General features: G+C 71.3%; 22 protein-coding genes. 16 read left to right on the forward strand and 6 right to left on the reverse strand.

Annotation, left to right across the window (positions count from 1 at the left end):
- Positions 1-19: 19 nt before the first annotated feature.
- From ORG17_RS01145 to ORG17_RS01160, 4 genes are read left to right on the forward strand one after another with little or no spacing between them, the layout of a single operon-like run.
- On the forward strand, positions 20-979 hold the full coding sequence (locus tag ORG17_RS01145; protein WP_027467218.1) for an ABC transporter permease: 960 nt from the start codon (positions 20-22) through the stop codon (positions 977-979).
- The gene (locus tag ORG17_RS01150; protein WP_027467217.1) at positions 976-1,869 is read left to right on the forward strand and encodes an ABC transporter permease; all 894 of its coding nucleotides are present in this window, start codon (positions 976-978) and stop codon (positions 1,867-1,869) included. Before ORG17_RS01145 ends, ORG17_RS01150 begins: the two co-directional genes overlap by 4 nt.
- Positions 1,869-3,554, forward strand: coding sequence for a dipeptide ABC transporter ATP-binding protein (locus tag ORG17_RS01155; protein ID WP_214527166.1), 1,686 nt, complete (start codon positions 1,869-1,871; stop codon positions 3,552-3,554). The genes ORG17_RS01150 and ORG17_RS01155 overlap by 1 nt, the downstream gene beginning before the upstream one ends.
- On the forward strand, positions 3,551-4,474 hold the full coding sequence (locus ORG17_RS01160) for an ROK family protein (protein ID WP_027467215.1): 924 nt from the start codon (positions 3,551-3,553) through the stop codon (positions 4,472-4,474). The genes ORG17_RS01155 and ORG17_RS01160 overlap by 4 nt, the downstream gene beginning before the upstream one ends.
- Before the next feature lie 15 nt (positions 4,475-4,489).
- On the opposite strand, the gene ORG17_RS01165 is transcribed toward ORG17_RS01160, so the two are convergent.
- The gene (locus tag ORG17_RS01165; RefSeq protein WP_214527165.1) at positions 4,490-5,206 is read right to left on the reverse strand and encodes a type 1 periplasmic-binding domain-containing protein; all 717 of its coding nucleotides are present in this window, start codon (positions 5,204-5,206) and stop codon (positions 4,490-4,492) included.
- Positions 5,207-5,328: 122 nt separating this feature from the next.
- Here ORG17_RS01165 and ORG17_RS01170 point away from each other — a divergent pair, with 122 nt between their 5' ends.
- From ORG17_RS01170 to ORG17_RS01180, 3 genes are all read left to right on the forward strand, one after another.
- Positions 5,329-6,615 (forward strand): HupE/UreJ family protein, encoded by a 1,287-nt coding sequence (locus ORG17_RS01170; protein WP_155896956.1) that lies wholly within the window; start codon positions 5,329-5,331, stop codon positions 6,613-6,615.
- Positions 6,616-6,753: 138 nt separating this feature from the next.
- Positions 6,754-8,889: an Ig-like domain repeat protein gene (locus tag ORG17_RS01175; protein WP_214527164.1), complete on the forward strand. Its 2,136-nt coding sequence runs from the start codon at positions 6,754-6,756 to the stop codon at positions 8,887-8,889.
- 376 nt (positions 8,890-9,265) lie between these two features.
- A complete protein-coding gene (locus ORG17_RS01180) occupies positions 9,266-10,477 on the forward strand; it encodes an ice-binding family protein (RefSeq protein ID WP_214527163.1) in 1,212 nt (403 codons plus the stop codon).
- A gap of 193 nt (positions 10,478-10,670) precedes the next feature.
- Here ORG17_RS01180 and ORG17_RS01185 read toward each other — a convergent pair whose 3' ends face one another.
- Positions 10,671-11,408 (reverse strand): GAF and ANTAR domain-containing protein, encoded by a 738-nt coding sequence (locus ORG17_RS01185; protein ID WP_027467211.1) that lies wholly within the window; start codon positions 11,406-11,408, stop codon positions 10,671-10,673.
- 164 nt (positions 11,409-11,572) lie between these two features.
- Here ORG17_RS01185 and ORG17_RS01190 point away from each other — a divergent pair, with 164 nt between their 5' ends.
- A complete protein-coding gene (locus ORG17_RS01190) occupies positions 11,573-12,724 on the forward strand; it encodes a fatty acid desaturase family protein (RefSeq protein ID WP_214527161.1) in 1,152 nt (383 codons plus the stop codon).
- A 136-nt stretch (positions 12,725-12,860) separates the two neighbouring features.
- Positions 12,861-13,727, forward strand: coding sequence for a diacylglycerol/lipid kinase family protein (locus ORG17_RS01195; RefSeq protein WP_250892392.1), 867 nt, complete (start codon positions 12,861-12,863; stop codon positions 13,725-13,727).
- Here ORG17_RS01195 and ORG17_RS01200 read toward each other — a convergent pair.
- On the reverse strand, positions 13,724-14,437 hold the full coding sequence (locus tag ORG17_RS01200; protein ID WP_214527159.1) for a GAF and ANTAR domain-containing protein: 714 nt from the start codon (positions 14,435-14,437) through the stop codon (positions 13,724-13,726). The two genes, ORG17_RS01195 and ORG17_RS01200, sit on opposite strands and share 4 nt — an antisense overlap.
- 188 nt (positions 14,438-14,625) lie before the next feature.
- Between ORG17_RS01200 and ORG17_RS01205 the strand changes: the two genes are divergently transcribed.
- The 6 genes from ORG17_RS01205 to ORG17_RS01230 all read left to right on the forward strand — a co-directional run bounded on the left by ORG17_RS01205 (position 14,626) and on the right by ORG17_RS01230 (position 18,272).
- Positions 14,626-15,357 (forward strand): S1 family peptidase, encoded by a 732-nt coding sequence (locus ORG17_RS01205; RefSeq protein ID WP_214527157.1) that lies wholly within the window; start codon positions 14,626-14,628, stop codon positions 15,355-15,357.
- A gap of 146 nt (positions 15,358-15,503) precedes the next feature.
- Positions 15,504-16,391, forward strand: a complete 888-nt coding sequence (locus ORG17_RS01210; RefSeq protein WP_027467207.1) for an SDR family oxidoreductase — start codon at positions 15,504-15,506, stop codon at positions 16,389-16,391.
- 50 nt (positions 16,392-16,441) lie between these two features.
- Positions 16,442-16,741 (forward strand): Dabb family protein, encoded by a 300-nt coding sequence (locus ORG17_RS01215; protein ID WP_214527155.1) that lies wholly within the window; start codon positions 16,442-16,444, stop codon positions 16,739-16,741.
- A gap of 208 nt (positions 16,742-16,949) precedes the next feature.
- Positions 16,950-17,144, forward strand: coding sequence for a hypothetical protein (locus ORG17_RS01220; protein ID WP_214522786.1), 195 nt, complete (start codon positions 16,950-16,952; stop codon positions 17,142-17,144).
- Positions 17,141-17,809: a hypothetical protein gene (locus ORG17_RS01225; RefSeq protein ID WP_214527153.1), complete on the forward strand. Its 669-nt coding sequence runs from the start codon at positions 17,141-17,143 to the stop codon at positions 17,807-17,809. Before ORG17_RS01220 ends, ORG17_RS01225 begins: the two co-directional genes overlap by 4 nt.
- A 43-nt stretch (positions 17,810-17,852) precedes the next feature.
- Positions 17,853-18,272, forward strand: a complete 420-nt coding sequence (locus ORG17_RS01230; RefSeq protein WP_138802350.1) for a Rid family hydrolase — start codon at positions 17,853-17,855, stop codon at positions 18,270-18,272.
- Positions 18,273-18,316: 44 nt separating this feature from the next.
- Here the strand turns inward: ORG17_RS01230 and ORG17_RS01235 are convergent, their stop codons facing one another.
- From ORG17_RS01235 to ORG17_RS01245, 3 genes are all read right to left on the reverse strand, one after another.
- Positions 18,317-18,817, reverse strand: coding sequence for a hypothetical protein (locus tag ORG17_RS01235; RefSeq protein WP_301565373.1), 501 nt, complete (start codon positions 18,815-18,817; stop codon positions 18,317-18,319).
- Between the two features lie 20 nt (positions 18,818-18,837).
- Positions 18,838-19,635 (reverse strand): L-threonylcarbamoyladenylate synthase, encoded by a 798-nt coding sequence (locus ORG17_RS01240; protein WP_214527152.1) that lies wholly within the window; start codon positions 19,633-19,635, stop codon positions 18,838-18,840.
- A gap of 347 nt (positions 19,636-19,982) precedes the next feature.
- Positions 19,983-20,825, reverse strand: a complete 843-nt coding sequence (locus tag ORG17_RS01245; protein ID WP_214527150.1) for a helix-turn-helix transcriptional regulator — start codon at positions 20,823-20,825, stop codon at positions 19,983-19,985.
- Between the two features lie 101 nt (positions 20,826-20,926).
- On the opposite strand from ORG17_RS01245, the gene ORG17_RS01250 reads away from it, so the two are divergent.
- Entirely contained in the window at positions 20,927-21,610 is a 684-nt protein-coding gene (locus ORG17_RS01250) for an SDR family NAD(P)-dependent oxidoreductase (RefSeq protein ID WP_214527148.1), read from the forward strand.
- The last annotated feature ends 16 nt before the right edge of the window (positions 21,611-21,626 follow it).

The following is a 21,626-nucleotide window of genomic DNA, read 5'->3' on the forward strand; positions in this document are numbered from 1 at the left end:
TCCGACCATCGGAAGCCGCATGACCACAGCTCTCTACCTCACCAGGCGCGTCCTGCAGGCGCTCGCGGTGATCCTCATCGTCACCGTCGTGGTGTTCTGCCTGCTGCACGCGCTGCCCGGCGGCCCTGCCCGCGGCGTGCTCGGCGTCTCCGCGACCCCGACGCAGATCGCCCAGTTCAACCAGGCGCAGGGGCTGGACCAGCCGCTGCCCGTGCAGTACCTGCGGTTCCTCGGTCGTCTGCTGACCGGCGACCTCGGTACCTCGTACACGCTCAACGAGCCGGTCTCGCAGCTCATCGCCGAGCGCCTGCCGAAGACCCTCGTGCTCACCGGCATCTCCGCGGTGCTCGGACTCGTCGTCGCGATCCCGGTCGGGATGCTCCAGGCGGCCCGCCGCAACGGTGCGGTCGACTACGCGGCCACCGCCCTGGCGTTCGTCTTCTACTCGACGCCGGCGTTCTTCCTCGGCCTCGTCCTGATCATCGTCTTCAGCCAGCAGCTGCCGTGGCTGCCGTCCCAGGCACCGAGCGGCACCACCCTCGCCGAGGTGTTCCAGGACCCCGCCGGACTCGTGCTGCCCGTGGTGACCGGAGCCCTCGCGATGATCGCGGTGTTCAGTCGGTACATGCGCGCCTCGACGCTCGAGAACCTGCAGGAGGACTACGTCCGCACCGCCCGTGCCGGCGGCGCCTCGACCGCGACGATCCTGCGACGGCACGTGTTCCGGAACTCGCTGACCCCGGTCGTCGCGATGCTCGGGTACTACCTGCCGGTGCTGTTCGGCGGCGCCCTGGTGACCGAGCAGCTGTTCAACTACCCCGGCATGGGGCTGCTGTTCTGGAACGCCGCACAGTCCTCCGACTACCCGACGCTGCTCGGCTGCGTGCTCGTCATCTCCATCGCGACCGTCATCGGCACCCTGCTCGCCGACGTCGCACAGTCCTTGATCGATCCCCGAGTGAAGGCGAGCCGCGCATGACCGCCGTCCAGATGGCCCCCGAAGCCCCTGGTGCCCCCGTCACCGTCGCGGCGACCGGGTTCCGGCTCGCCGCCCGACGCTTCCGGGGCAACACCCTCGCCGTGATCGGCCTCGCCCTGATCGTCGTCATCGTGCTGTTCTGCTTCGTCGGCCCGTTCGTGTACCCGACCGACCAGACCCACACGCTGCTCGAGCAGGCCAACCAGGGCCCGAGCGCCGCGCACTGGCTCGGCACCGACGCCGTCGGCCACGACGTCCTCGGCCGCCTGATGTACGGCGGCAAGGTCTCCCTGATGGTGGGCATCGCCGCCGGGGTCCTGGCCACCGTCGTCGGCACGCTGTGGGGGTCCGTCGCCGGGTACGTCGGCGGCTGGGTCGACGCCCTGATGATGCGCGTCGTCGACGCCGGCATCGCGATCCCGGCCCTGTTCATCCTGCTCGTCATCTCGGCGATCACGAACCCGGGGGTGGGCGGCCTCATCGTCATCCTCGGCCTGGTGTCGTGGCTCGTGCCGTCCCGCCTGATCCGTGCCGAGACCCTGACGCTCAAGAACCGCGACTACGTCCTGACACTGCGCGCGATCGGCGGCTCGCACGCCCGCGCGATCGGCAAGCACCTGCTGCCGAACTCGGTGTCGACGATCGTCGTCGCGGCGACGTTCCAGGTCGCCGACGCGATCCTGCTGGTCGCCTACGTCTCGTACCTCGGGCTCGGCGTGCAGCCGCCCGCGACGGACTGGGGCGGCATGCTCTCGGCGGGTCTCACCGCCGCCTACTCCGGGCGCTGGTGGCTCATCGTGCCGCCGGGTCTGGCCGTGATCCTGGTCGTCTGCGCGTTCAACGCGGTGGGCGACGGACTGCGGGACGCCTTCGACGTACGGGGCCGCTGATGACGACCGAACCGATCCTGCGGACGACCGACCTCGGCGTCTCCTTCAGCACCGAGTCCGGCACCGTCGACGCCGTGCGGGGGGTGTCCCTGACGGTCGCCCCCGGCGAGACCCTCGCCCTGGTCGGCGAGTCCGGCTCCGGCAAGTCGACCGTCGCCCTCGCCGCGATGGGCCTGCTCTCCGGCAACGCGACAGCATCGGGCAGCGCCGTCGTCGCCGGCCACCAGGTCGTCGGCGCCGGCGAACCCGCGCTCCGGGCACTGCGCGGTTCGACCGTCTCGATGGTCTTCCAGGAGCCCGCGACCGCCCTCGACCCGCTCACCCGCGTCGGTGCGCAGATCGCCGAGGTGATCCGGAACCACCGGGACGTCTCCGCGTCCGCCGCCGCGGCCGCGGCCGTCGACCTGCTCCGTCGCGTCGGCATCCCCGACCCCGAGTCGCGCACCCGGTCGTTCCCGTTCCAGCTGTCGGGTGGGCAGCGCCAGCGCGTGGTCATCGCGATGGCGATCGCGAACGCGCCGAAGCTGCTCATCGCGGACGAGCCGACCACGGCCCTCGACGTGACCGTGCAGGCCGAGATCCTCGAGCTCCTCCGTGCGCTCGCCGCCGAGACCGGCACCGGTGTGCTGCTCGTCACGCACAACATGGGTGTCGTCGCGGACTTCGCCGATCGGGTCGCGGTGATGCTCCAGGGCGAGATCGTCGAGACCGGCGGGGTCGAGGACGTCCTGCTCCGCCCCGAGCACGAGTACACCAAGCGGCTGCTCGCCGCGGTGCCGCGGCTCGACGTGGCGGGCGATCGTCCGTCGGCGCCCGTCGCGGACACACAGACCGAGACGGCCGGGAGGCCCGGTGCGGCCCCGGTGGTCGACCTGCGGGACGTCTCGGTGACGTTCGGGCGCGGGGCGCGCGCCGTCCACGCGCTCGCGGGCATCGACATCGCGGTGCACGCCGGTGAGACCGTCGGCCTGGTCGGCGAGTCCGGCTCCGGCAAGTCGACCGCGGCCCGGGTGGCGCTCGGGCTCATCAAGCCGACGTCCGGCACGGTGTCGCTGTTCGGGCAGGACCTGCGGACCGCGAAGGGGCGTGACCGTCGTGCCCTCCGCTCCGGCATCGGCGTCGTGCTGCAGGACCCGGTGGCGTCCCTCGACGCCCGGATGTCCGTGGCCGAGTGCATCGCGGAACCCCTCGCCGTGCACCGTCGCGGGATGTCCTCGGCCGACCGCCGTCGTCGCATCGACGAGGTGCTCGACGCGGTCCGGCTGCCGCGGACCCTGGCGTCCCGTGCCCCGCGCGAGCTCTCCGGCGGGCAGCGCCAGCGGGTCTCGCTCGCCCGGGCGCTGGTGCTCGAACCGCGGTTGCTCGTCGCCGACGAACCGACCTCGGCGCTCGACGTCAGCGTGCAGGAGACCGTGCTCGAGGTCCTGGGCGAGCTGCAGGACGACCTGGGGTTCGCGTGCCTGTTCGTCTCGCACGACCTGGCCGTCGTGCAGCACTTCGCCGAGCGCGTCGTGGTGATGCGCTCGGGCGTCGTCGAGGAGCAGGGCACCACCGGTACGACGCTCCTGCACCCCACCACCGACTACACCCGGCGGTTGCTCGCCGCGGTACCGGTGCCCGACCCCGTGCTGCAACGGCAGCGTCGGACGGAGCGCCTCGCCTCGCTCGCGGCGGTGACCGCGTGACCCGGGTCCTGGCCGGGGTCGACGTCGGCGGCACCAACACGAAGGTCGTCCTGACCACGCCCGACCTCGAGGTCATCGACCGCCTCGACCTGCCGACGCCCGCCCACGCGGGCGGGGCGGCGATCGTGACGGCCGCACTCGGGGCCGTGACGGGTCTGCTCGAGACGCACCGGGCCTCCTTGGCGGGTGTCGGGGTGGGCGCAGCCGGCGTCGTCGACCGGACCACGGGGACCGTCCTGGTCACCGGCAACTCGTTCACCGGCTGGGCGGGGTACGGCGTGACCCGGGCGGTGACGGACGCCCTCGGCGTCCCCGCGACCCTCGACAACGACGTGAACGCGTTCCTGCTCGGCGAGATCGCCACCGGCGCGGTCGTGGGGGAGTCCGACGTGCTCGGGATGACCCTCGGCACCGGCGTCGGCGGCGCGCTCGTGCTCGACGGACGGCTCTTCGCCGGCCCGCGCGGTGCCGCCGGTGAGATCGGCCACGTCCCCGGCTTCGGCGATGCCCGGTGCACCTGCGGACAGACCGGGCACCTGGAGACCATCGCGGGCGCACGCGGCATCGCCGACCGCTACGCCGAGCGCTCCGGCCGGATGCTCTCGGCACGGGACGTCGCCGTCGCCGCACGCGGCGGGGACGCCGACGCGGCCGCCGTCTTCGCCACCGCTGGGTGGGGCCTGGCCCGTGCCGCACTGCTGACCGCGGGGATCCTCGACGTCACGACCGTCCTGATCGGCGGGGGGATCGCACGGTCCTGGGACCTGCTCGAACCGGCCATCACGGCGGCGATCGCCGCGGAACCGCCGGTCAGCGGGGCGACGATCCGGCTCGCACAGTCGACGCTCGGGTCCGACGCCGTCGCACTCGGTGCGGCGGCGCAGGTGCGAGCGCGCGTGCTGGAGCCGGAGACCGCGTAGCGGGGGAGCGCCCGGTCAGGGCACCCAGACGACGATGCCGCGCAGGTCGTGGAGCACGGCGGCGAGCCCGGCGCGCAGACCACGACCCGCGCGGTCCTCGGTGAAGGTCTCGGGGTTGTAGTGGCTCGACGGGCCGAGGCCTTCGCCGCGGAACCCGCCGCCCGTCCAGTCCGCCGCCGTGACGTTCGACGTCGGCTCCGCGATCTCGGCACCGACGACCAGGAACTGCTGGTGGAGCGCGGTCGGCGAGACGGCCGCGAGCGGGTCGACCATGTGGTTGCCGACGGTGATGACCAGGTCGGGCTCGGCGTCGACGGCGCGCAGGACCGCGGCGATGCGGTCGTCGGCGTCCTTCGCCGAGACGGGGGTGACGGTGACGTCCTCGTCCGCGGCCCACGACTCGACGGCGTCGAGCAGGGTCCGGGTCGGGGCGTCGGCGGCGTCACCGGCGTCGGAGAGCAGCACGACGTCGTAGCCGGCGGGGGCGTGCACACCGGACCACGAACCGGGCTCCGGGTGGATGGTGGCCTCGGGAGCCGGCGGCTGGTCGGGGTCGGAGAACCCGGCGCCCAGGACCCCGGCCGAGGCGTGCGCCGACGCGGTCGCCGTCGGGCCGGTGCCGCCGGCGGTGTCGTCCGACGCCCCGGAGCAGCCGGCCAGCAGGACGGCGCCGGCACCCGCGAGGGCGACGGCGGTCAACAGGACGGTCGTCCGGGTGGCGAGGCGGGTCACGGAACCATGCAAGCACGCCCGCCGACCGCCCCGGGCCGGGCGGGGGACCTGTCCAACACCCGTCCCGTTGCTGGTCACCGGCTGTTCACCTGCCGGTCGCCTGCGGGCCGGATCGTCTGCGCGTGCCCTCCGGAACCACCGCCGCGCTCCTGCGCGCCCGCCCTGCCCACTCGTCTCCCGCGTCCGCGCTCGTCGCACGGGTCGTCGCCGCGCTCGTGCTGCTCGGGGTGGTCGTGATCGGTGTGCTCGCGGGCGCGGCACCGGCATCGGCGCACGGCTTCAGCTCGGTGGTCCACGCCGACGTCACGTCCACGAAGCCGACGGTCGTGCAGGCGAAGCTCGGGCTCGAGTACGACCTGATGCTCGTCTCGGTGGCCACGAGCGAGCACGACGACGCGCTGCACGAGCAGGGGCAGAAGGCCTGGGACGACGGGGACTTCCCGGGGATGGTGACGGCTGCCGAGGCGCACACCGACGCGATCGGGAAGTACGTGTTCGACCGCTTCACGGTGACCGGAGCCGGCGGGCAGGCCTGCACGGGCACGCTCGACGACGCCGTCACGGTCGACCTGCAGGACGAGGTGCCGTACGCCCACGTGACCGCGGACTTCACCTGCCCGGAACCGTCCGAGACGCAGTCCGGGCACGTGGTGTCGTCCGAGCTGTTCCCGGACGACGAGACCTTCGTGCGCGACACCAAGACGATCGTCACCTACGACGTCGACGACCGGACGGGTTCGGCCACCCTCGACGCCTCGCAGCGCACGTTCTCGACCGAGCAGTCGGCGGGGGAGCGCTTCTGGGAGTTCTTCCGCCTCGGCGCCGAGCACCTGCTGACCGGGATCGACCACATCCTGTTCCTCGTGGCGCTCATCGCCGGGTCGCGTCGACTGCGCGAGGTCGTCTACACGGCGTCCGCGTTCACGATCGCCCACTCGATCACGTTCATCCTCGCCGCCCTCGGAGTGGTCAGCCCGCCCGCGATCGTCGTGGAGCCGCTCATCGCCCTGTCGATCGCCGCGGTCGCCGGCTGGTACCTGTGGCGGCTCTGGCGTCGTCGATCTCGGGCCGACGAGCTGGTGGTCGGCGAGCACGGACACTTCTCGCTCGACCGCGCCGGGTGGACCCGCCTGGCCGTCGTCTTCGCGTTCGGGCTCATCCACGGGCTCGGGTTCGCCGGGGCGCTGGGCATCCACGAGGCGTTCTCGTGGCAGCTGCTCGTCTCGCTCCTCATCTTCAACGTCGGGATCGAGGCCGTGCAGCTCGCGATCATCGTCATCGTGTTCCCGCCGCTCGCACTGCTGCGGCGGAAGGCGCACCGGGTGTCGCTCTGGGTGACGGGTGCCGTGACCGCCGGCGTGTTCGTGATGGGGATGATCTGGTTCGTCGAACGGCTGGCTGCGGGCTGACGCTCGCCGTGGACCCGCTGACAGGTCGAGCTCGTTCCTGAACGGCGACGAACTGTCACTCAGCGTTTACCAAGACGTTTTGCAGTGCATGCAGAGTCTTCCGTGCTGCACCATCCCACGTCTGAGAAACGGACCCACATGAGTCTCCTGTCCGGCGCCACTACCCGGCGCAGAACCACCACCCTCCGCGTCTGCGGAGCCGTCCTCGGGGCGGCGCTCATCGCCGGTGCCTCGATGGTCGGGACGAACGCCGCCACCGCTGCGACGAACACCCCCACCACCAACATCTCGACCGGTGGCCCGATCCACGTCCTGCTCGGCGTCGGCGCGACCGAGAGTCAGCGCATCGCCTCGTGGTACTTCCCCACGAACGTCGCGCAGTCGCTCGAGATCCAGAAGACCGCGTCCATGACGGACGGGGTCTTCACCGACGCCAAGCAGACGATCGCCGCCTCGGAGGCCGCGAACACCGCGGCCGACACGAGCGCGACCGACTCGAACACCAAGAGCATCCCCGGCATCGCCGCCGAGTCGGGCTACATCAACGCCCACGCGACCATCTCTGCCCTCGAGCCGAACACCTCGTACACGTACCACGTCGGTGCGGCGGACGGTTCGGCCTGGTCCGCGTCGTACACCTTCACCACGAAGAGCTTCTCCGGCGACTTCGACTTCCTGTTCTTCGGCGACCCGCAGATCGGCTCGTCGGGCTTCACCGACGACGACGGCGCCGGCTGGGCGGACACGCTCAAGTACGCCACGTCGACCGAGCCGGACGCCGAGCTCCTGGTCTCCGGTGGCGACCAGGTCGAGCACGCCAACAACGAGTACGAGTGGGGTGCGTTCGCCGACAGCAGCGACGTGCTGAAGCGCTACCCGTGGGCGTCGACCATCGGCAACCACGACGTGGGCGGCAAGGCCTACGAGCAGCACAACCAGGTGCCGAACTCCCTGAAGGTGCCGGACTTCTACCCGGGCGGCAACACGACCGCGAACTCGGGTGGCGACTACTGGTACATGTACAAGGGCGTCCTGTTCATCGACATCAACTCGAACGCCTACGCGGCCGGTTCGGACGCTGCCCACGTGAACTACGTGCGCGACGTCATCACCCGTCACGGCGACGACGCGAAGTGGACCACGCTGGTCTACCACCACTCGATCTACTCGCCCGCCGACCACGCGAACGACCGTGACAACCAGCAGCGCCGGTTCGACTTCACGCGCTCGTTCTCGGACATGGGCGTCGACCTCGTCCTGCAGGGCCACGACCACTCCTACTCGCGCAGCTACGCGATCAAGAACGGCAAGAAGGCCAACGTCAACGAGCAGCCCGCTGCTCCCGACGTCTTCTCCGGCCCCGGCGGCGTCATCTACATGACGGCGAACTCGGCCTCGGGCTCGAAGTACTACGACCTCACCACCCCGGACGCCACCCAGGGCGGCTACGGCTCGGACCCGCTCGACCCGACGGGTCAGCGACACTTCGCCAACTCGGTCGAGAACCAGGAGCACGTCCGCACCTTCGTGAAGGTCTCGGTCACCGACGACAAGCTCGCCGTCGAGAACATCCGTGCCAGCGACTGCACGACGCTCAACTCGGCGGTGCAGCACGGCAAGGTCGACAGCTGCGGCGTGACGCTCCAGCCGACGGCCACGGCCGACCCGGCTGCGATCGGTTCGACGGTCGACAAGTTCAACCTGCACGCCACGCTGCCGAAGACGACCACCACGCTCTCGGTGTCGGCTGCGACGCAGACGTACCGCACCAAGACGCCCGTCACGGTCACCGCGACCATCGGCGGCGGGGTCGGTGCCCAGCAGGGCACCGTGACCTTCCGTGACGGCAAGACGGTGCTCGGGACCGCTCCGGTGAAGAACGGCACGGCCAGCATCACGCTGCCGAGCGCTCTCGCCATAGGCAAGCACTCGGTGACGGCCTCGTTTGTGAACGCCGACACGACCTACTCGGGCACGGACTCGACGACGGCCAAGGCGACGACGGTGACCGTTTCGAAGGCCCCGTCCCGTGCCGTCCTGCAGTACAGCGGCGGGAAGGCGAGCGTGCAGGTCGGCGCCACCGGCTTCCGGGTCGACGGCACCGTGCGGATCTACGAGGGCTCGAAGCGCCTCGCCGACGTCAAGGTGTCGCACGGCACGAACACCTCGGCGCTCAAGCTGAAGAAGGGCACGCACAAGCTGCACGCCGTCTTCCTCGGCACCTCCGAGATCGCCACGAGCACCAGCCCGACCATCACGGTCGTCATCAAGTAGCACCAGGCACGAGCAAGGGCCCCGCGATCCCGATCGCGGGGCCCTTCGCCGTGCGGCCGGGGGTGGGCGCCCTGTCCTACCCGGGACCGGCGCCGCACCGGCTGACGGGAGACCCGAACTCCCTGTCCGTCCGCTGGTGAGAGCGACCGGTCAACCTGTGGTGAGCATGCGCCTTCCGCCCTCGTTCCACCTCCGAGCCAGGCCAATTGCCAGGCTTTGAGTGAATGTGCAGACATTCCTAGGTTCTAGCTGTGGAGAGGCGCATACTTCGAGCCTCCGAGAATGCGCGCTCGTCGCCGACGTCACCCCGCCTCTCCTTGCAGGAAGAGGCCGGACCATGCAGGCTCGCCATCTCAGACGCAGTACCCTCCTGGTCGTGTCGGCCGCCGCCGTCGCGCTGATCACCCTCGGCACCGGTGGTGGGGCTTCGGCCGCCACGGTCATCGACGGCCCCGTCAACCTCGGCACCGCCTCGACCTACGGCGTCCTCGGCGCGAGCGCGGTCACGAACACCGGCCCCTCCGTGATCAACGGCGACCTCGGCTTGTCGCCGGGGACGTCCATCACCGGCTTCGGCGGCGCACCGAACGGCGTCGTCAACGGCACCACGCACCAGACCGACGCCGCAGCCGCACAGGCCCAGCGCGACACCACCACCGCGTACAACGTCGCCGCCTCGCTCTCCCCGACCCAGACCGGTCTGACCGAGCTGAACGGCCTCTCGCTCTCACCCGGCGTGTACTCCGGCGGCGCCCTCGCCCTGGCGAACAACGGTGCGCTGACCCTGGCCGGCAGCGCGAACTCCGTGTGGGTGTTCCAGGCCGCGTCGACCCTGACCATCGGGTCCGCCAGCCAGATCGTGATCACCGGCGGTGCCAGCTCGTGCAACGTGTTCTGGCAGGTCGGCAGCTCCGCGACCGTCGGCACCGGCGCCCAGTTCCAGGGCACCGTCCTGGCGCAGCAGTCCGTGACCGCCACCACCGGCGCGACCGTGCAGGGCCGACTGCTTGCCCGCACCGGCGCAGTGACCCTCGACACGAACACGATCACGGCATCGAACGGCTGCCCCGCGCCGGGCACCCCGTCCGAGTCGCCGACCATCACCTCGGGCACCCCGTCCGACGGCACCGTGGACGTGCGCTACTCGTCCACCGTGACCGCGACCGGCACCCCGAACCCGACCTTCACCGCCACGGGCCTGCCCGACGGCCTGACGATCGACAGCACCACCGGCGTCATCTCCGGCACCCCGACCACCCCGGGCACGTCGACCGTGACGATCACCGCGTCGAACGGGACCAGCCCGGACGACACCAGCGTCGTCACGATCACCGTCCGCGCCCCGGCCCCGGTGCCCACCGCGACGCCCACTCCGACGGCACCCGCAGTGGCACCCACCGGCACCCCGAGCGGCCCCGCAGGCGCCGGCGGTGGTGGCGGCGGCGGAACCGGCCAGCCCACCGGTGAGCTCGCGTTCACCGGCTCGGACCCGACCGTCCCGCTGAGCATCGCCGCCGCGCTGCTCGCCGCGGGTGCAACGCTCATGGTCCTGCTCCGTCGTCGCCGTCGCAGCGTCGGCCGCATCTGATCAACCCGCACGTCCTCACGGCCCCGCGACCCTGGTCGCGGGGCCGTCTGCGTGCCGTCGCCGGCCCTGCGGTCGGTCCACGTGCCCGTATACCTGGAGGCATGCCGACCGATCGTGTCTTCGACGACGTGCCACGGGCCTCCCGGCTCGTCGAGGACGACCTGGTCGTTGCCGGGGTGTCCCGAGGGAACCCTCAGGACGCTCCGGCCCCGATGAGGTCGGCGAGCGGGACGTCGTCGCGCGCCACGGCTGCGGCGACCTGGCTCAGGGAGCGCTGGTGTGTGCGGGCGTAGCGACGGATCATGCCGAAGGCCTCCTCGACGTCGACCCCGGCCGCACGTGCGAGGTACCCCTTGGCCTGTTCGATGGCGACCCGGCTGTCGAGCGCGCGCTGGAGCTGCTCCGCGGTGAGTGTCGCGTGCTCGAGGGTCCGTTGCTGCAACAGGCTGATGGTCGCGACGTCGGCGAGGGCCTGCGCGGCTCGGGCATCGGCACCGTTCAGCGCCCCCTCCGTCTCGCGGAACAGGTTCAGCGACCCGACGGTGGTGTCCCGCAGCCGGAGCGGGATGGCGTGTACGCCCGCGTAGCCGCGAGCCCTCGATGCCTCGGCGAACCGGGGCCAGTGCTGCCGCAGGTCGTCGGCGTTCTCCGAGGTCACCAGTCGGCCGGTGGTCACGGCGGTGATGCAGGGCCCCTCACCGGCGTTGAGCTGGAGCAGACCGATGAAGCTGCTGCGCTCGCTCGTCGACGCGACGACGCGCAGCTCGTCCTGCTGGTCGAGCAGGTGGATCGCGCCCGCGGCGGCGTCGAACAACTCCACTGCCCGGTCGACCAACGTCTGCAGGACGTCGACCACGTCGTAGTCCGCCACCAGGCTGTCGGTGAGGGTCACGAACGTCTCGACCAGTCGTGCTTCTCGTACCTCGGTCATGTGGAGCGGTCCTTCCGTCGAGCAGGCGGGACAACCGTAACCGAGCAGCGGACACGCGGACCTGTGGCTTGCACCCGGGAGCGCGGCGGCTCTAGCGTTGGAGCAGCTGCCCCAGACCCCGGCCGCCGGAACGTTCCTCCATTCCGATGACGACCAGGGAATCCATGACGACGCAGCACGCCGGTACCAGCCCGCAGCGGGAGACCAGCTCGAAAGCCCTCACCGGCGGCTACCGGAAGACCGGCTCCCCGGCCGGACCGCGGACCGGCGGCACCTCGTCCTACTCCGCGCTGCTGGCGCAGGTGAAGGAAGCCGGGCTGCTCGAGCGCCGACGGGGGTTCTACTGGGCGTTGTTCTCCGCGCTCGTCGTGGCGACGGCTGCGTGCTGGGTCGTGTTCGCGTTCCTGGGTGACTCGTGGTTCCAGTTGATCGTGGCCGGCGCGCTGGGCGTGCTGTTCACACAGTTCGCGTTCCTGTCGCACGAGGCTGCGCACCGTCAGGTGTTCGAGTCCCAGAAGTGGAACGACCGCGCGGGCCGCTGGCTCGGCACGTTCCTCGTGGGCCTGAGCTACTCGTGGTGGATGAACAAGCACACCCGCCACCACGGCAACCCCAACACCGTCGGCAAGGACCCGGACATCGCGCCGGACGCGATCCGGTTCCTGCCCGAGGACGCCGCCGCCGTGACGAACGGGCCGCTCCGGGTGTTCGTGCAGTACCAGGGCTGGTTGTTCTTCCCGTTGCTGACGCTCGAGGGGATCAACCTGCACCGGGCCGCCGTCATGTCGGTGCTCCGGGGCACCGGCGGCCGCAGCGACACCCGGGGGCGGGTCCTCGAGGGCATCCTGCTCGTGGCTCGTTTCGCGATCTACCTGACGGTCGTGTTCTGGTTCCTGCCGTTCGGGATGGCGTGCGCGTTCCTCGGGGTGCAGCTGGCCGTGTTCGGCGTGATGATGGGTGCTTCGTTCGCCCCGAACCACAAGGGCATGCCGACCATCGCGCACGACGCCAAGGTCGACTTCTTCTCCCGTCAGGTGCGCACCTCGCGCAACATCCGCGGCGGCTGGTGGGTGTCGTTCCTGATGGGCGGGCTGAACTACCAGGTCGAGCACCACCTGTTCCCGTCGATGCCGCGTCCGGCGCTGAAGCAGGCCCGCCTGCTCGTCCGTGACCACTGCGACACCCTGGACGTGCCCTACACCGAGACCACGCTGCTGCGTTCGTACGGCATCGTCGTCCGGTACCTCAACCGCGTCGGCCTCGCCGCCCGCGACCCCTTCGTCTGCCCCATGGTGACCGAACTCCGGATCCACTGAGCCCCGCCCCGCCCTGCCCCGTGCCGAACCTCCCGAACGACGCCCACCAGCTGCGAGCAGCGGTGGTCGTGAACCCGACCAAGATCGACCAGGCGCGCCTCCGATCGGTGCTCGGCACCGAGGAGCGTGCCCACGGATGGGCCGAGTCGCTCTGGTTCGTCACGAGTGCCGACGACGACGGTCGGGCTGCCGCACGGGCCGCGCGCGACGCCCGCCCGAGCGTCGTCCTCGTCGCCGGCGGGGACGGCACGCTCCGGTCGTCGCCGAGGAACTCCGCGGCACCGGGACGCCGGTCGCGCTCGTCCCCAGCGGCACCGGCAACCTGTTCGCACGGAACCTCGGGCTGCCCCTCGGCGACCTGGTGCGCTCCGTCCGTGCGGGCTTCGGCGGGACGGACCGCCCGATCGACGTCGGGCTGGCCGACCTGACCGACCCGTCGGGCACCACGACGTCGCACGCGTTCCTGGTGATGACCGGCATCGGGCTCGATGCGAGCATGGCCGCGGACACGAACGCGTGGGTGAAGAAGCGGTTGGGGTGGGTGGCCTACTCGGATCCCATCGCCCGGTCCGTGATCGGCAACCGGCAGATCCCGGTGCACTACGGGATCGACGACGGCCCGCTCCGCAGCATGAGCGCGCACACGATCATCGTCGGGAACTGCGGCACCCTGACCGCGGGCATCCTGCTGCTCCCCGCTGCCCGCCCGGACGACGGGATCCTCGACGCCGTGGCGTTCCGGCCGGCCGGGTGGTTCGGGTGGACCAAGGTCGGGTACGCCCTGACGCTCAACCGGTTCTTCGCGCGCACCCGGTTCGGGCGACTCCTCGCTCGCGTGTTGCAGACCTCCCGTGCGCTCCGGTACACCCGGGCACGGACGCTGCGGCTGACCGTCGACACCCCGGAGCGGGTGCAGCTCGACGGCGATGCGTTCGGCGAGGTGGTCGCGGTGTCGCTCACCACGCACCACCACGGGCTGGTCCTCCGGACGGAACCGGTCTAGCCGGTGCTGCCGAGATCGGCACCCCCGTGCACGACGTCCTCCGCCATGGCCCGGATCCCGCGGCCCGCACCGGCAGCAGCACGTCGCAGGATCTGGAACGCCTCGTCCATCCGGATGCCCCGTCGGTACGCGAGTGCGCCCTTGGCCTGTTCGAGGAGCACCCGGGCCTCGAGCGCGTCCTCGACCTGTTCCTCGATCGTGGTCGACACCCCCCGGTCGCGCTGTCGGACGAGGGCAGCCGAAGCCGCGTCGGCGAGCAGCTGCATCAGCACGACGTCCTGGTCACTGTGCCCGCGGGTGTGGTCGGCGAAGACGCACAGGGAGCCGATGGTGCGGTCCCGCAGACGGATCGGCTCGGCGAACGTGCCGTGCAGCCCGCGTTCACGCATCGTCGCCGAGAACGCCGGCCACTCCGACTCGTGCGTGGACACGTCGGGCACGTCGATCGTCTTCCCGGTCCGGTAGCAGTCGAGACACGAGCCCTCGTTCGTCCCGAGCTGCGCTTCCTCGGCCTCGCTGCTGCGCTCGCTCGTCGAGGCGACGACCTGCAACACACCGGACCGGTCCGCCAGCACGACGCCCGCCTCCGTCGCCGAGGTCCCCTCCACGCACGCCGCGATGACCCGGTCCATGGCGTCGAGCACCTCGAGGTCAGTGTCCAGAGCCGGCACCAACCGATCCGGCAGGTTGGTCGCGCCACTGGTCGTCATGCTTCGACGCTACGTCCAGACCGATGGCGCACGGCTCAGCCAGTTCGCGTACCGGATCACGGCTCTCGAGTCCGCAAGCAGGCGCGTCCGTCGAAGTGCGGACTGGTGCGACCCCCGGACAGGGGGTCAGGATGGCGCATCAGTTGCACAGAGCAACTGGCAGGTGCTTCACCGACAGAGGAGTCGTCATGAAGAAGTCCATCGCAGCCGCGTTCGCCGCGGTCGCCGTCATCACCGCCGGCGTGTTCGCCGCTTCGCCCGCGTCCGCGCTGCCCGTCAGCACGAAGGTCGTCGGCGGCGAGAAGGCCCCCACCACCTCATGGGCGGTGCAGCTCGAAGCCTCGGGCGGGAGCATCCCCGCAGGCTACGTCAGCAACTGCACCGGCGAGCAGCTCAACGCCTCGTGGATCCTCACCGCCCGGCACTGCATCGACGGCATCGGCGCGATGAACGTCTACCACTCCAACTCCACCGTCAACCGCGGCGCGGCCGTCGCCGTCGACCGGGTCAGCGCCTCGCCGGCCGGTGACATCGCGCTCGTGCACCTGCGGACCGCCTACTCGCTGTCCACCTACGCACCCCTCGACCTCACCGCGACGGCCAAGTCGAGCGGCACCGGCACCATCCAGGGCTACGGCCTGCGTGCCAACGCGACCCAGTCCGACGGCCTCTACCAGGCCACCGTCTCGCTCACCGGCGCGAGCACCGACGCCTTCAACGGTCGTGCCCAGCACCTCACCGGCGTGACCGGTGCCTCGAACCACGGCGACTCGGGCGGCCCGCTGCTCGTCAACGGCAAGGTCGTCGCCGTGTGCTCCACCGGCGACAGCGCCGACCCCGGCGCGAACACCAAGGCCGGCTCGAACTACGCCCTGCTGTCGCAGGCCTCGTCCTGGATCCGGACCACGGCCGGCGTCTGAACCACCTGACGGACTGGAGGCGCGGTGTCAGCTGGCACCGCGCCTCCCGTGGCGTCCCCACCCATCTCCAGAACCGGGGTCGCCTGCTCGGCGTCCGTCACCCACCAGCTGAGCGCCCGTGCGGGCGCCGCGACGACAGTGGGGCCATGAGCCAGTACGAGAAGCGCGATCCGAACACCCTCTACCCGGCACCGCCGTACCCGAAGCAGGAGCAGTCACTGCCGGGCGCCGCGTGGAAGATGGACCCGAAGCCCGACCACGGCGAGGAGAGCTACACAGGGCTCGGACGGCTGAAGGGGTACCGCGGCATCGTCACCGGTGCCGACTCCGGCATCGGCCGTGCCGCCGCCATCGCCCTGTCGCGCGAAGGCGCGGACCTGGTGCTCTCGTACCTGCCGGACGAGCAGGAGGACGCGGAACAGGTCCGCGACCTGCTCGAGTCCGAAGGCCGTCGCGCCGTGCTGTTCCCCGGGGACATCTCGGACGAGCAGTACTGCACGGACCTGGTGCAGAAGGGGGTCGACGAGTTCGGCGGCCTCGACACCCTGGTCATGGTCGCAGGGCGCATGGAGAGCAACGAGGACATCCTCACGCTCGACACCTCGATGTTCGACTCCACCTTCAAGACCAACATCTACTCGCTGTTCTGGCTGACCAAGGCCGCCGTGCCGCACCTCGAGCCCGGGTCGACCATCGTGACGACCGGTTCGATCCAGGCGTCGACGCCCTCGCCGGACAAGATCGACTACGCCGTGTCGAAGGGCGCGATCAAGCTCTTCACCGAGGCCGTCGCGCAGCAGCTCGCGCCGAAGGGCATCCGCGTGAACTCCGTCGCGCCGGGGCCGGTGTGGACGCCGCTGCAGCCGGGTTCCGACGACGCCGAGACGGTGTCGCACTTCGGGGAGAGCTCGCCGTTCGGCCGTCCCGGTCAGCCCGCCGAGCTCGGTGCCGCCTACGTGCACCTGGTCAGCCCGGAGTCGAGCTACCAGTCCGGGTCGACGATCACGATCGCCGGTGGGACGCCGGCGTTCTGAGGTTCTGAGGTTCTGAGTTTCGTGTTCTTGCATTCGAGGAAGGGGACCACGTGTCCGGAGTGACGCACACCGTGCTGGTCGAGTGGGACGGGGAGGACCGGTCGTCCGAGGCCTCGGCCCTGTCGCGCGAGCACCTGCCACGGATCGAGGGGGTCGAGTCGGTGCAGTCCGGTACGAGCGTGAGCACCGAGGGGCTGGAGGGCGGGTTCCACTGGATGCTCGTCGTCCGGTTCCGCGATCGTGCCGCGCTCGCCGGGTACCTGCCGCACCCGGAGCACCGGCCGGTGGCCGAGTTCATCGGTGCGGCGAGTGCGCGGGTCGTCGTGTTCGACGTCGAGGACGCCGACTGACCGCTGCGCCGGAAGCTGTGTAACGCTCTGGTTGCGATGGCGGCCCAGGGGTTCCGTTCCTCGTGGAGGCTCGACGTACGGTGGACCGGCCATCGCAACGGCGCGGGGGTCATCGGCCGGTGCTGCGGCTCTTCGGAGCCCGCGCCGGTCGGGTCCCCGCCTTGCGGGCGGGGGCCGTTCGACGTCCGCCGACGGAGGGAAACAGACGATGCCCGGCAACCCGAACCCGTTCGTCCACGACGGCGCGAAGATCTTGCTCGGCGAGGCGGGAGCGGCGCACTGCGACGAGTGCGGTGACGCCGTCCGGCTCGACCCGCGGATCGGCAGCTGGCGGACGGTGCAGCAACCCGGTCCCCAACTCCCGCCTGACCGGCAGCGGCGCAGTGTTGCGGGTGCCGCATGAGCGGCATCGTCCGGACCGCCGGCGTGGCCCTGGGGCTCGTCGCGGCGGTGGCGCTGACCGCCTGTTCCGATTCACCGGCCGCGACGCCGACCCGCACCGTGACGGCGACCGCGACGCCGGAGGCACCGGCCGACACCGGTACTCCGACCCCGACCGCTCCCGCGACGGACACAGCGTTCAGCTTGTCGGATCCCGCGACCTGGACCATCTCGACCGACGAGGTCGGACCGATCGCCCTCGGTGGCGCAGTACAGGGCGAGATCGACGACCTGCCAGCCGCATACACCCGGAGTACGGATGCGTGTCCGGCCAGCCCGGAGACGACGTTCTGGGAGCGAGCCGACGCCCCCGGCCTCATCGTCATCCCCCGCGACGGCAAGGTCGCCGGGGTGACCATCGGTGGGGTGGGGGCGGACCCGGTGACGACGAACTCGCCTGAGACCGACGCCGGCATCGGCATCGGAGCACCCCTGACCGAAGTGCGGTCCGCGTACCCGGACCTGCAGTACACCGGGACCTACGGTGAGGAGCAGGGGCCGTACTCGATGTGGAGCGTGCAAGCCGACGGACGCTACATGACGTTCCAGCTCGGGACGGACGGCGCCACGGTCGCTGCGATCTGGGTGGGGTCGGTCGCGAAGCTGCCGTACGAGTACTGCGCCTGAAGCGTTCGCAGGTCAGAACGTCGCTGCTGGCAGGATGACGGGCATGGCCAGCGCTGTCCGTCTCATCCGGTCCGACGTCCTGAGCGACGCGGCGCAGTACGCGTACGCATCGACCGTGCCGGCCGGGACCCGGCTCGTGTTCCTCGCCGGGGCCTGCCCGCTCGAACCGGATGGGTCCACGGCGGCGGTGGGGGACTACGCGGGGCAGGCGGCGCGGTGCATCGAGACGATGCGGGAGGCACTCCGAGCCGCCGGTGCGTCGATCGAGGACGTCGTGAGCACCCGGGTGCTCGTGGCGTCCTCGCGGCAGGCCGACCTCGTCGCCGCATGGCAGGTGGTGCGCGATGCCTTCGGCGCGCACGACGTGCCGAGCACCCTGCTCGGGGTCACGGTGCTCGGCTACGACGACCAGCTGGTCGAGATCGAAGCCGTCGCGGCCGTCGCCGACGGCCAGGCCACGTGACGGCGCGAGGCGTCGAGGTTCCCGCGCTCCCGCGCACGCTCGCCTCAGAAGCCCGGACCCGCTTTGACCAGCGCGATGCCGACACCGACGAGCGCGAGGACGAGGCCGGCCACGAACGTCCGCGGGGACGGGTTCTCGCCGCGGAGCCTGGCCACGACGGGCCCGAGGAGGGCGAGCCGGACCACGAGGTACGCGATCGCGATGATCTCGGCCGCGAGCCCGGATGCGCCGGTCAGCCAGGCGTAGGCGAGGACAGCAGCCGGCAGGAAACCGGAGGTGAGGACGGGCAGCGAATCCCGGAGCTCGGCGCGGACGGTCTCCCCGGTGAGGCGGTGGTCACTCCGCGCACGTCGGCCGACCGACTCGGCGAAGGTGTGTGCGAGGAAGGTCGAGAACGCGGTGGCGAGGACGTACCAGAGCCCCCGACCGCTCTCGGCGGTGTCCGGGACCATGGGTGCGATCGTGCCGAGGATCACGATGTTGCCGTACACGAACGCGGTGATGCGGCTCGAGGCGTCCTCACGCGACAGGCGGTTCCTGCCCACGGAAGTCCTCTCGTGCGGGCTCAGTAGTACTCACCCTGCCGGTAGTCCCAGCTCGTGAACGTGTCCGCGAGCAGCCCCATGATCCGGTCGACGTCGAGCCCCTTGCGGATCAGCGTCGGTGCGGGGATGACCGATCGGCGTCCGTCCTGCAGCGGGATCAGGGTCCCCGTGCTGTCGACCATCGACACCATGACGCCCTGCTCGTAGCGGGTCTCGGCACTCTGCTCCGGCTGGATGGACGCGACGTAGTCGTCCGCCTCGACGATCACGTCGGCGCGCTCGGCGATGCGCTCGCCGATGCCGTCGACCACGCCACGGTTGCCGGTGCCCGACGGGTTGGCCGAGCTCGCGAAGGCGAACTTGCCGTGCTCGGTCCAGAGCTCGCGGGCGGCGAGCTCACCGGGGACGCCGAACTTGATGACGAAGCAGGACGTTCCGCGGGTGTCCATCATGAGTTCGTCGGAGCCGTCCGTCGGCAGTGCCGCTCGACCCTCGTCGCTCCAGGGCAGGATGCACCCGAGCAGGATGTCCTCGTCCCAGCACCGCTGGTACAGGGCGTCGATCTCGGGGGTGAGCTGCGCGATGCTCCGGAGCATCTCGAGCGAGCTCACGAGCACGACGCCCGGCTTGTTGCGGTTGCGTTCCTTCGCGTCGAACTTCCGCTCCAGACCCGCGCGGTCCGAGGTCATCAGGATGTAGCCGACCTTGGTGGGGACCACCGCCAGGCCGCCGTCGTGCAGCAGGGCGTCCACCGCGCTGCGCGGCACACCGCCGTCCCAGTGCACCCGGTTCATGCTGACCTGCGTGTCGTCGTTCATGCCCGTCCTCGTCCCGTTCTGGAGTCAGACGATCGTCTGACAGCGGGAGCCTAGGGACGGCGTCTGAGTCGGACAAGGGCGTCGGCGCCGACCTGTGGGCCTTCTCCGGAGGGTTCAGGCGGGCTCGCAGCGAGCGAGCGAGCGAGCGAGCGAGCGAGCGAGCGAACGGCCGCGGCTGGCCGGTGCCGAGCTGTGCACAACCACTGAGCCGTACACAACCAAAGTGCATCCGAGCCACGTGGTCGCGTGGTTCGAGGTCACTTTGGTTGTGCGACGCCGCCGGACGCCGGCCGACGGACGCCGGACGCCGGCCGACGGCCGGCCGCCCGACCGCCGCCGCCCCCGCCTCACTCCACCAACGACTGCGTCCCCACCACGATCGCCAGGGCCAGCCGCTCCGCGTCCACCGACCCGGGCTCGGCCGTGTACGCCAGGATCCGCAGGTCCTCCGGCCCGACGACCAGGGTGTCGCAGTCGAGCGTGATCCGCCCGACGTCCGGGTGGTCGATCACCTTCCGGCGGGCGGTCTCGCCGAGCACGGTCGCGCCGGAGTCCCACAGCTCGACGAACCGCGGGCTCGCCGCCCGGAGGTCCCGCACGAGCTGCTGCAGCTGGCGGTCGAGCGGGTAGCGGGCCGCGGTCATCCGGAGCCCGGCCACCAGGTTCGCCTCGAAGGCCGCCTGCTCCTCGGGCGTGTGCACGGCTCGGCTGCCGGATCCCACCAGGTGCCGCCACGCGGTGTTCCGGTCGTTCCCGCGCAGCGCTCCGATCGGCCCCATCAGTGCGTCGTACGGGGCGTTGGCGACGAGCAGGTTCCCGGCCGCGTCGAGCACCGCGACGGGGGTGTCCGCCAGTCGGTCGAGCAGCCGCTGCACGCTCGGCGGGATCCGCGACGGCACCACGTCGGCACCGGGGACCGCGTGCCCGGCGAGCCGGTAGAGCAGCTCGCGGTCGGCATCGGCGACCCGCAGCGACCGCGCGAGCGCCTCGACCACCTGGGCGGACGGCGAGGTCGCCCGCCCCTGCTCGAGCCGGGTCAGGTAGTCGGCCGAGATCCCCGCGAGGCCGGCCAGCTCCTCACGCCGCAGGCCGGTCGCGCGCCGACGCGGCCCGACGACCATGCCCGCCGCCTCGGGGGAGACATGGTCGCGCAGCCGCCGCAGGGTGTGCCCGAAGTCCGTGTCCGCCATGTCCCCAGTCTGCGCGCGACGGGCGACCGGGTCCTGGCCCTGCCGGTCCTACGACAACGGGGCGACTCCCTGCGGTCGTCGCCGAGCGTGACGCTGGACCCATGACAACGACACTCATCACCGGGGCCACCCGCGGCCTCGGCAAGGAAACCGCCCGACAGCTCGTCGAGGCGGGCCACACCGTCTGGATCGGGGCCCGGGACGCCGACCAGGGCGCAGCGGTCGCCGCCGAGATCGGCGCCCGCTCCGTCCAGCTCGACGTCTGCGACGACGACTCGGTCGCCGCGGCCTTCGCCCACGTCGACGCGAACGGCGGACTCGACGTGCTGGTCAACAACGCCGGCATCGCCGTCTGGGGGCAGAGCGGGCCGGACGCACTCGCCGTCTTCGACACGAACGCCGTCGGCACCATCCGCGCGACCGAGGCCGCGCTGCCGCTCCTGCGTCGCTCCGCGAACCCGATCGTGGTGAACCTGTCGAGCGCGCTCGGCTCCTTCACCGCCACCCACGACCCGTCGAAGCCCGCGTTCACCGTGCCGCCCGTGGTCTACGGCGCATCCAAGGCCGCCGTCTCCATGCTGACGGTGCAGTACGCACGCGTCGTGCCCGAGGTGCACTTCGTCGCGATCGAGCCCGGCTACACGGCCACCGAGTTCGGTGGCATGCCGAACCCGCACGGTCGCCCCGTCGAGGTCAGCGCCGCGACGATCGCGGCCGCCGCGAGCGCGGGCCCGGAGGCCCCCACCGGCGTGTTCCTGGAGGACGGCCAGACGCTCGGGTGGTGACGTCGTGACGGCCTGG

Source organism: Curtobacterium flaccumfaciens pv. betae (assembly GCF_026241855.1).
GTDB lineage: Bacteria > Actinomycetota > Actinomycetes > Actinomycetales > Microbacteriaceae > Curtobacterium > Curtobacterium flaccumfaciens.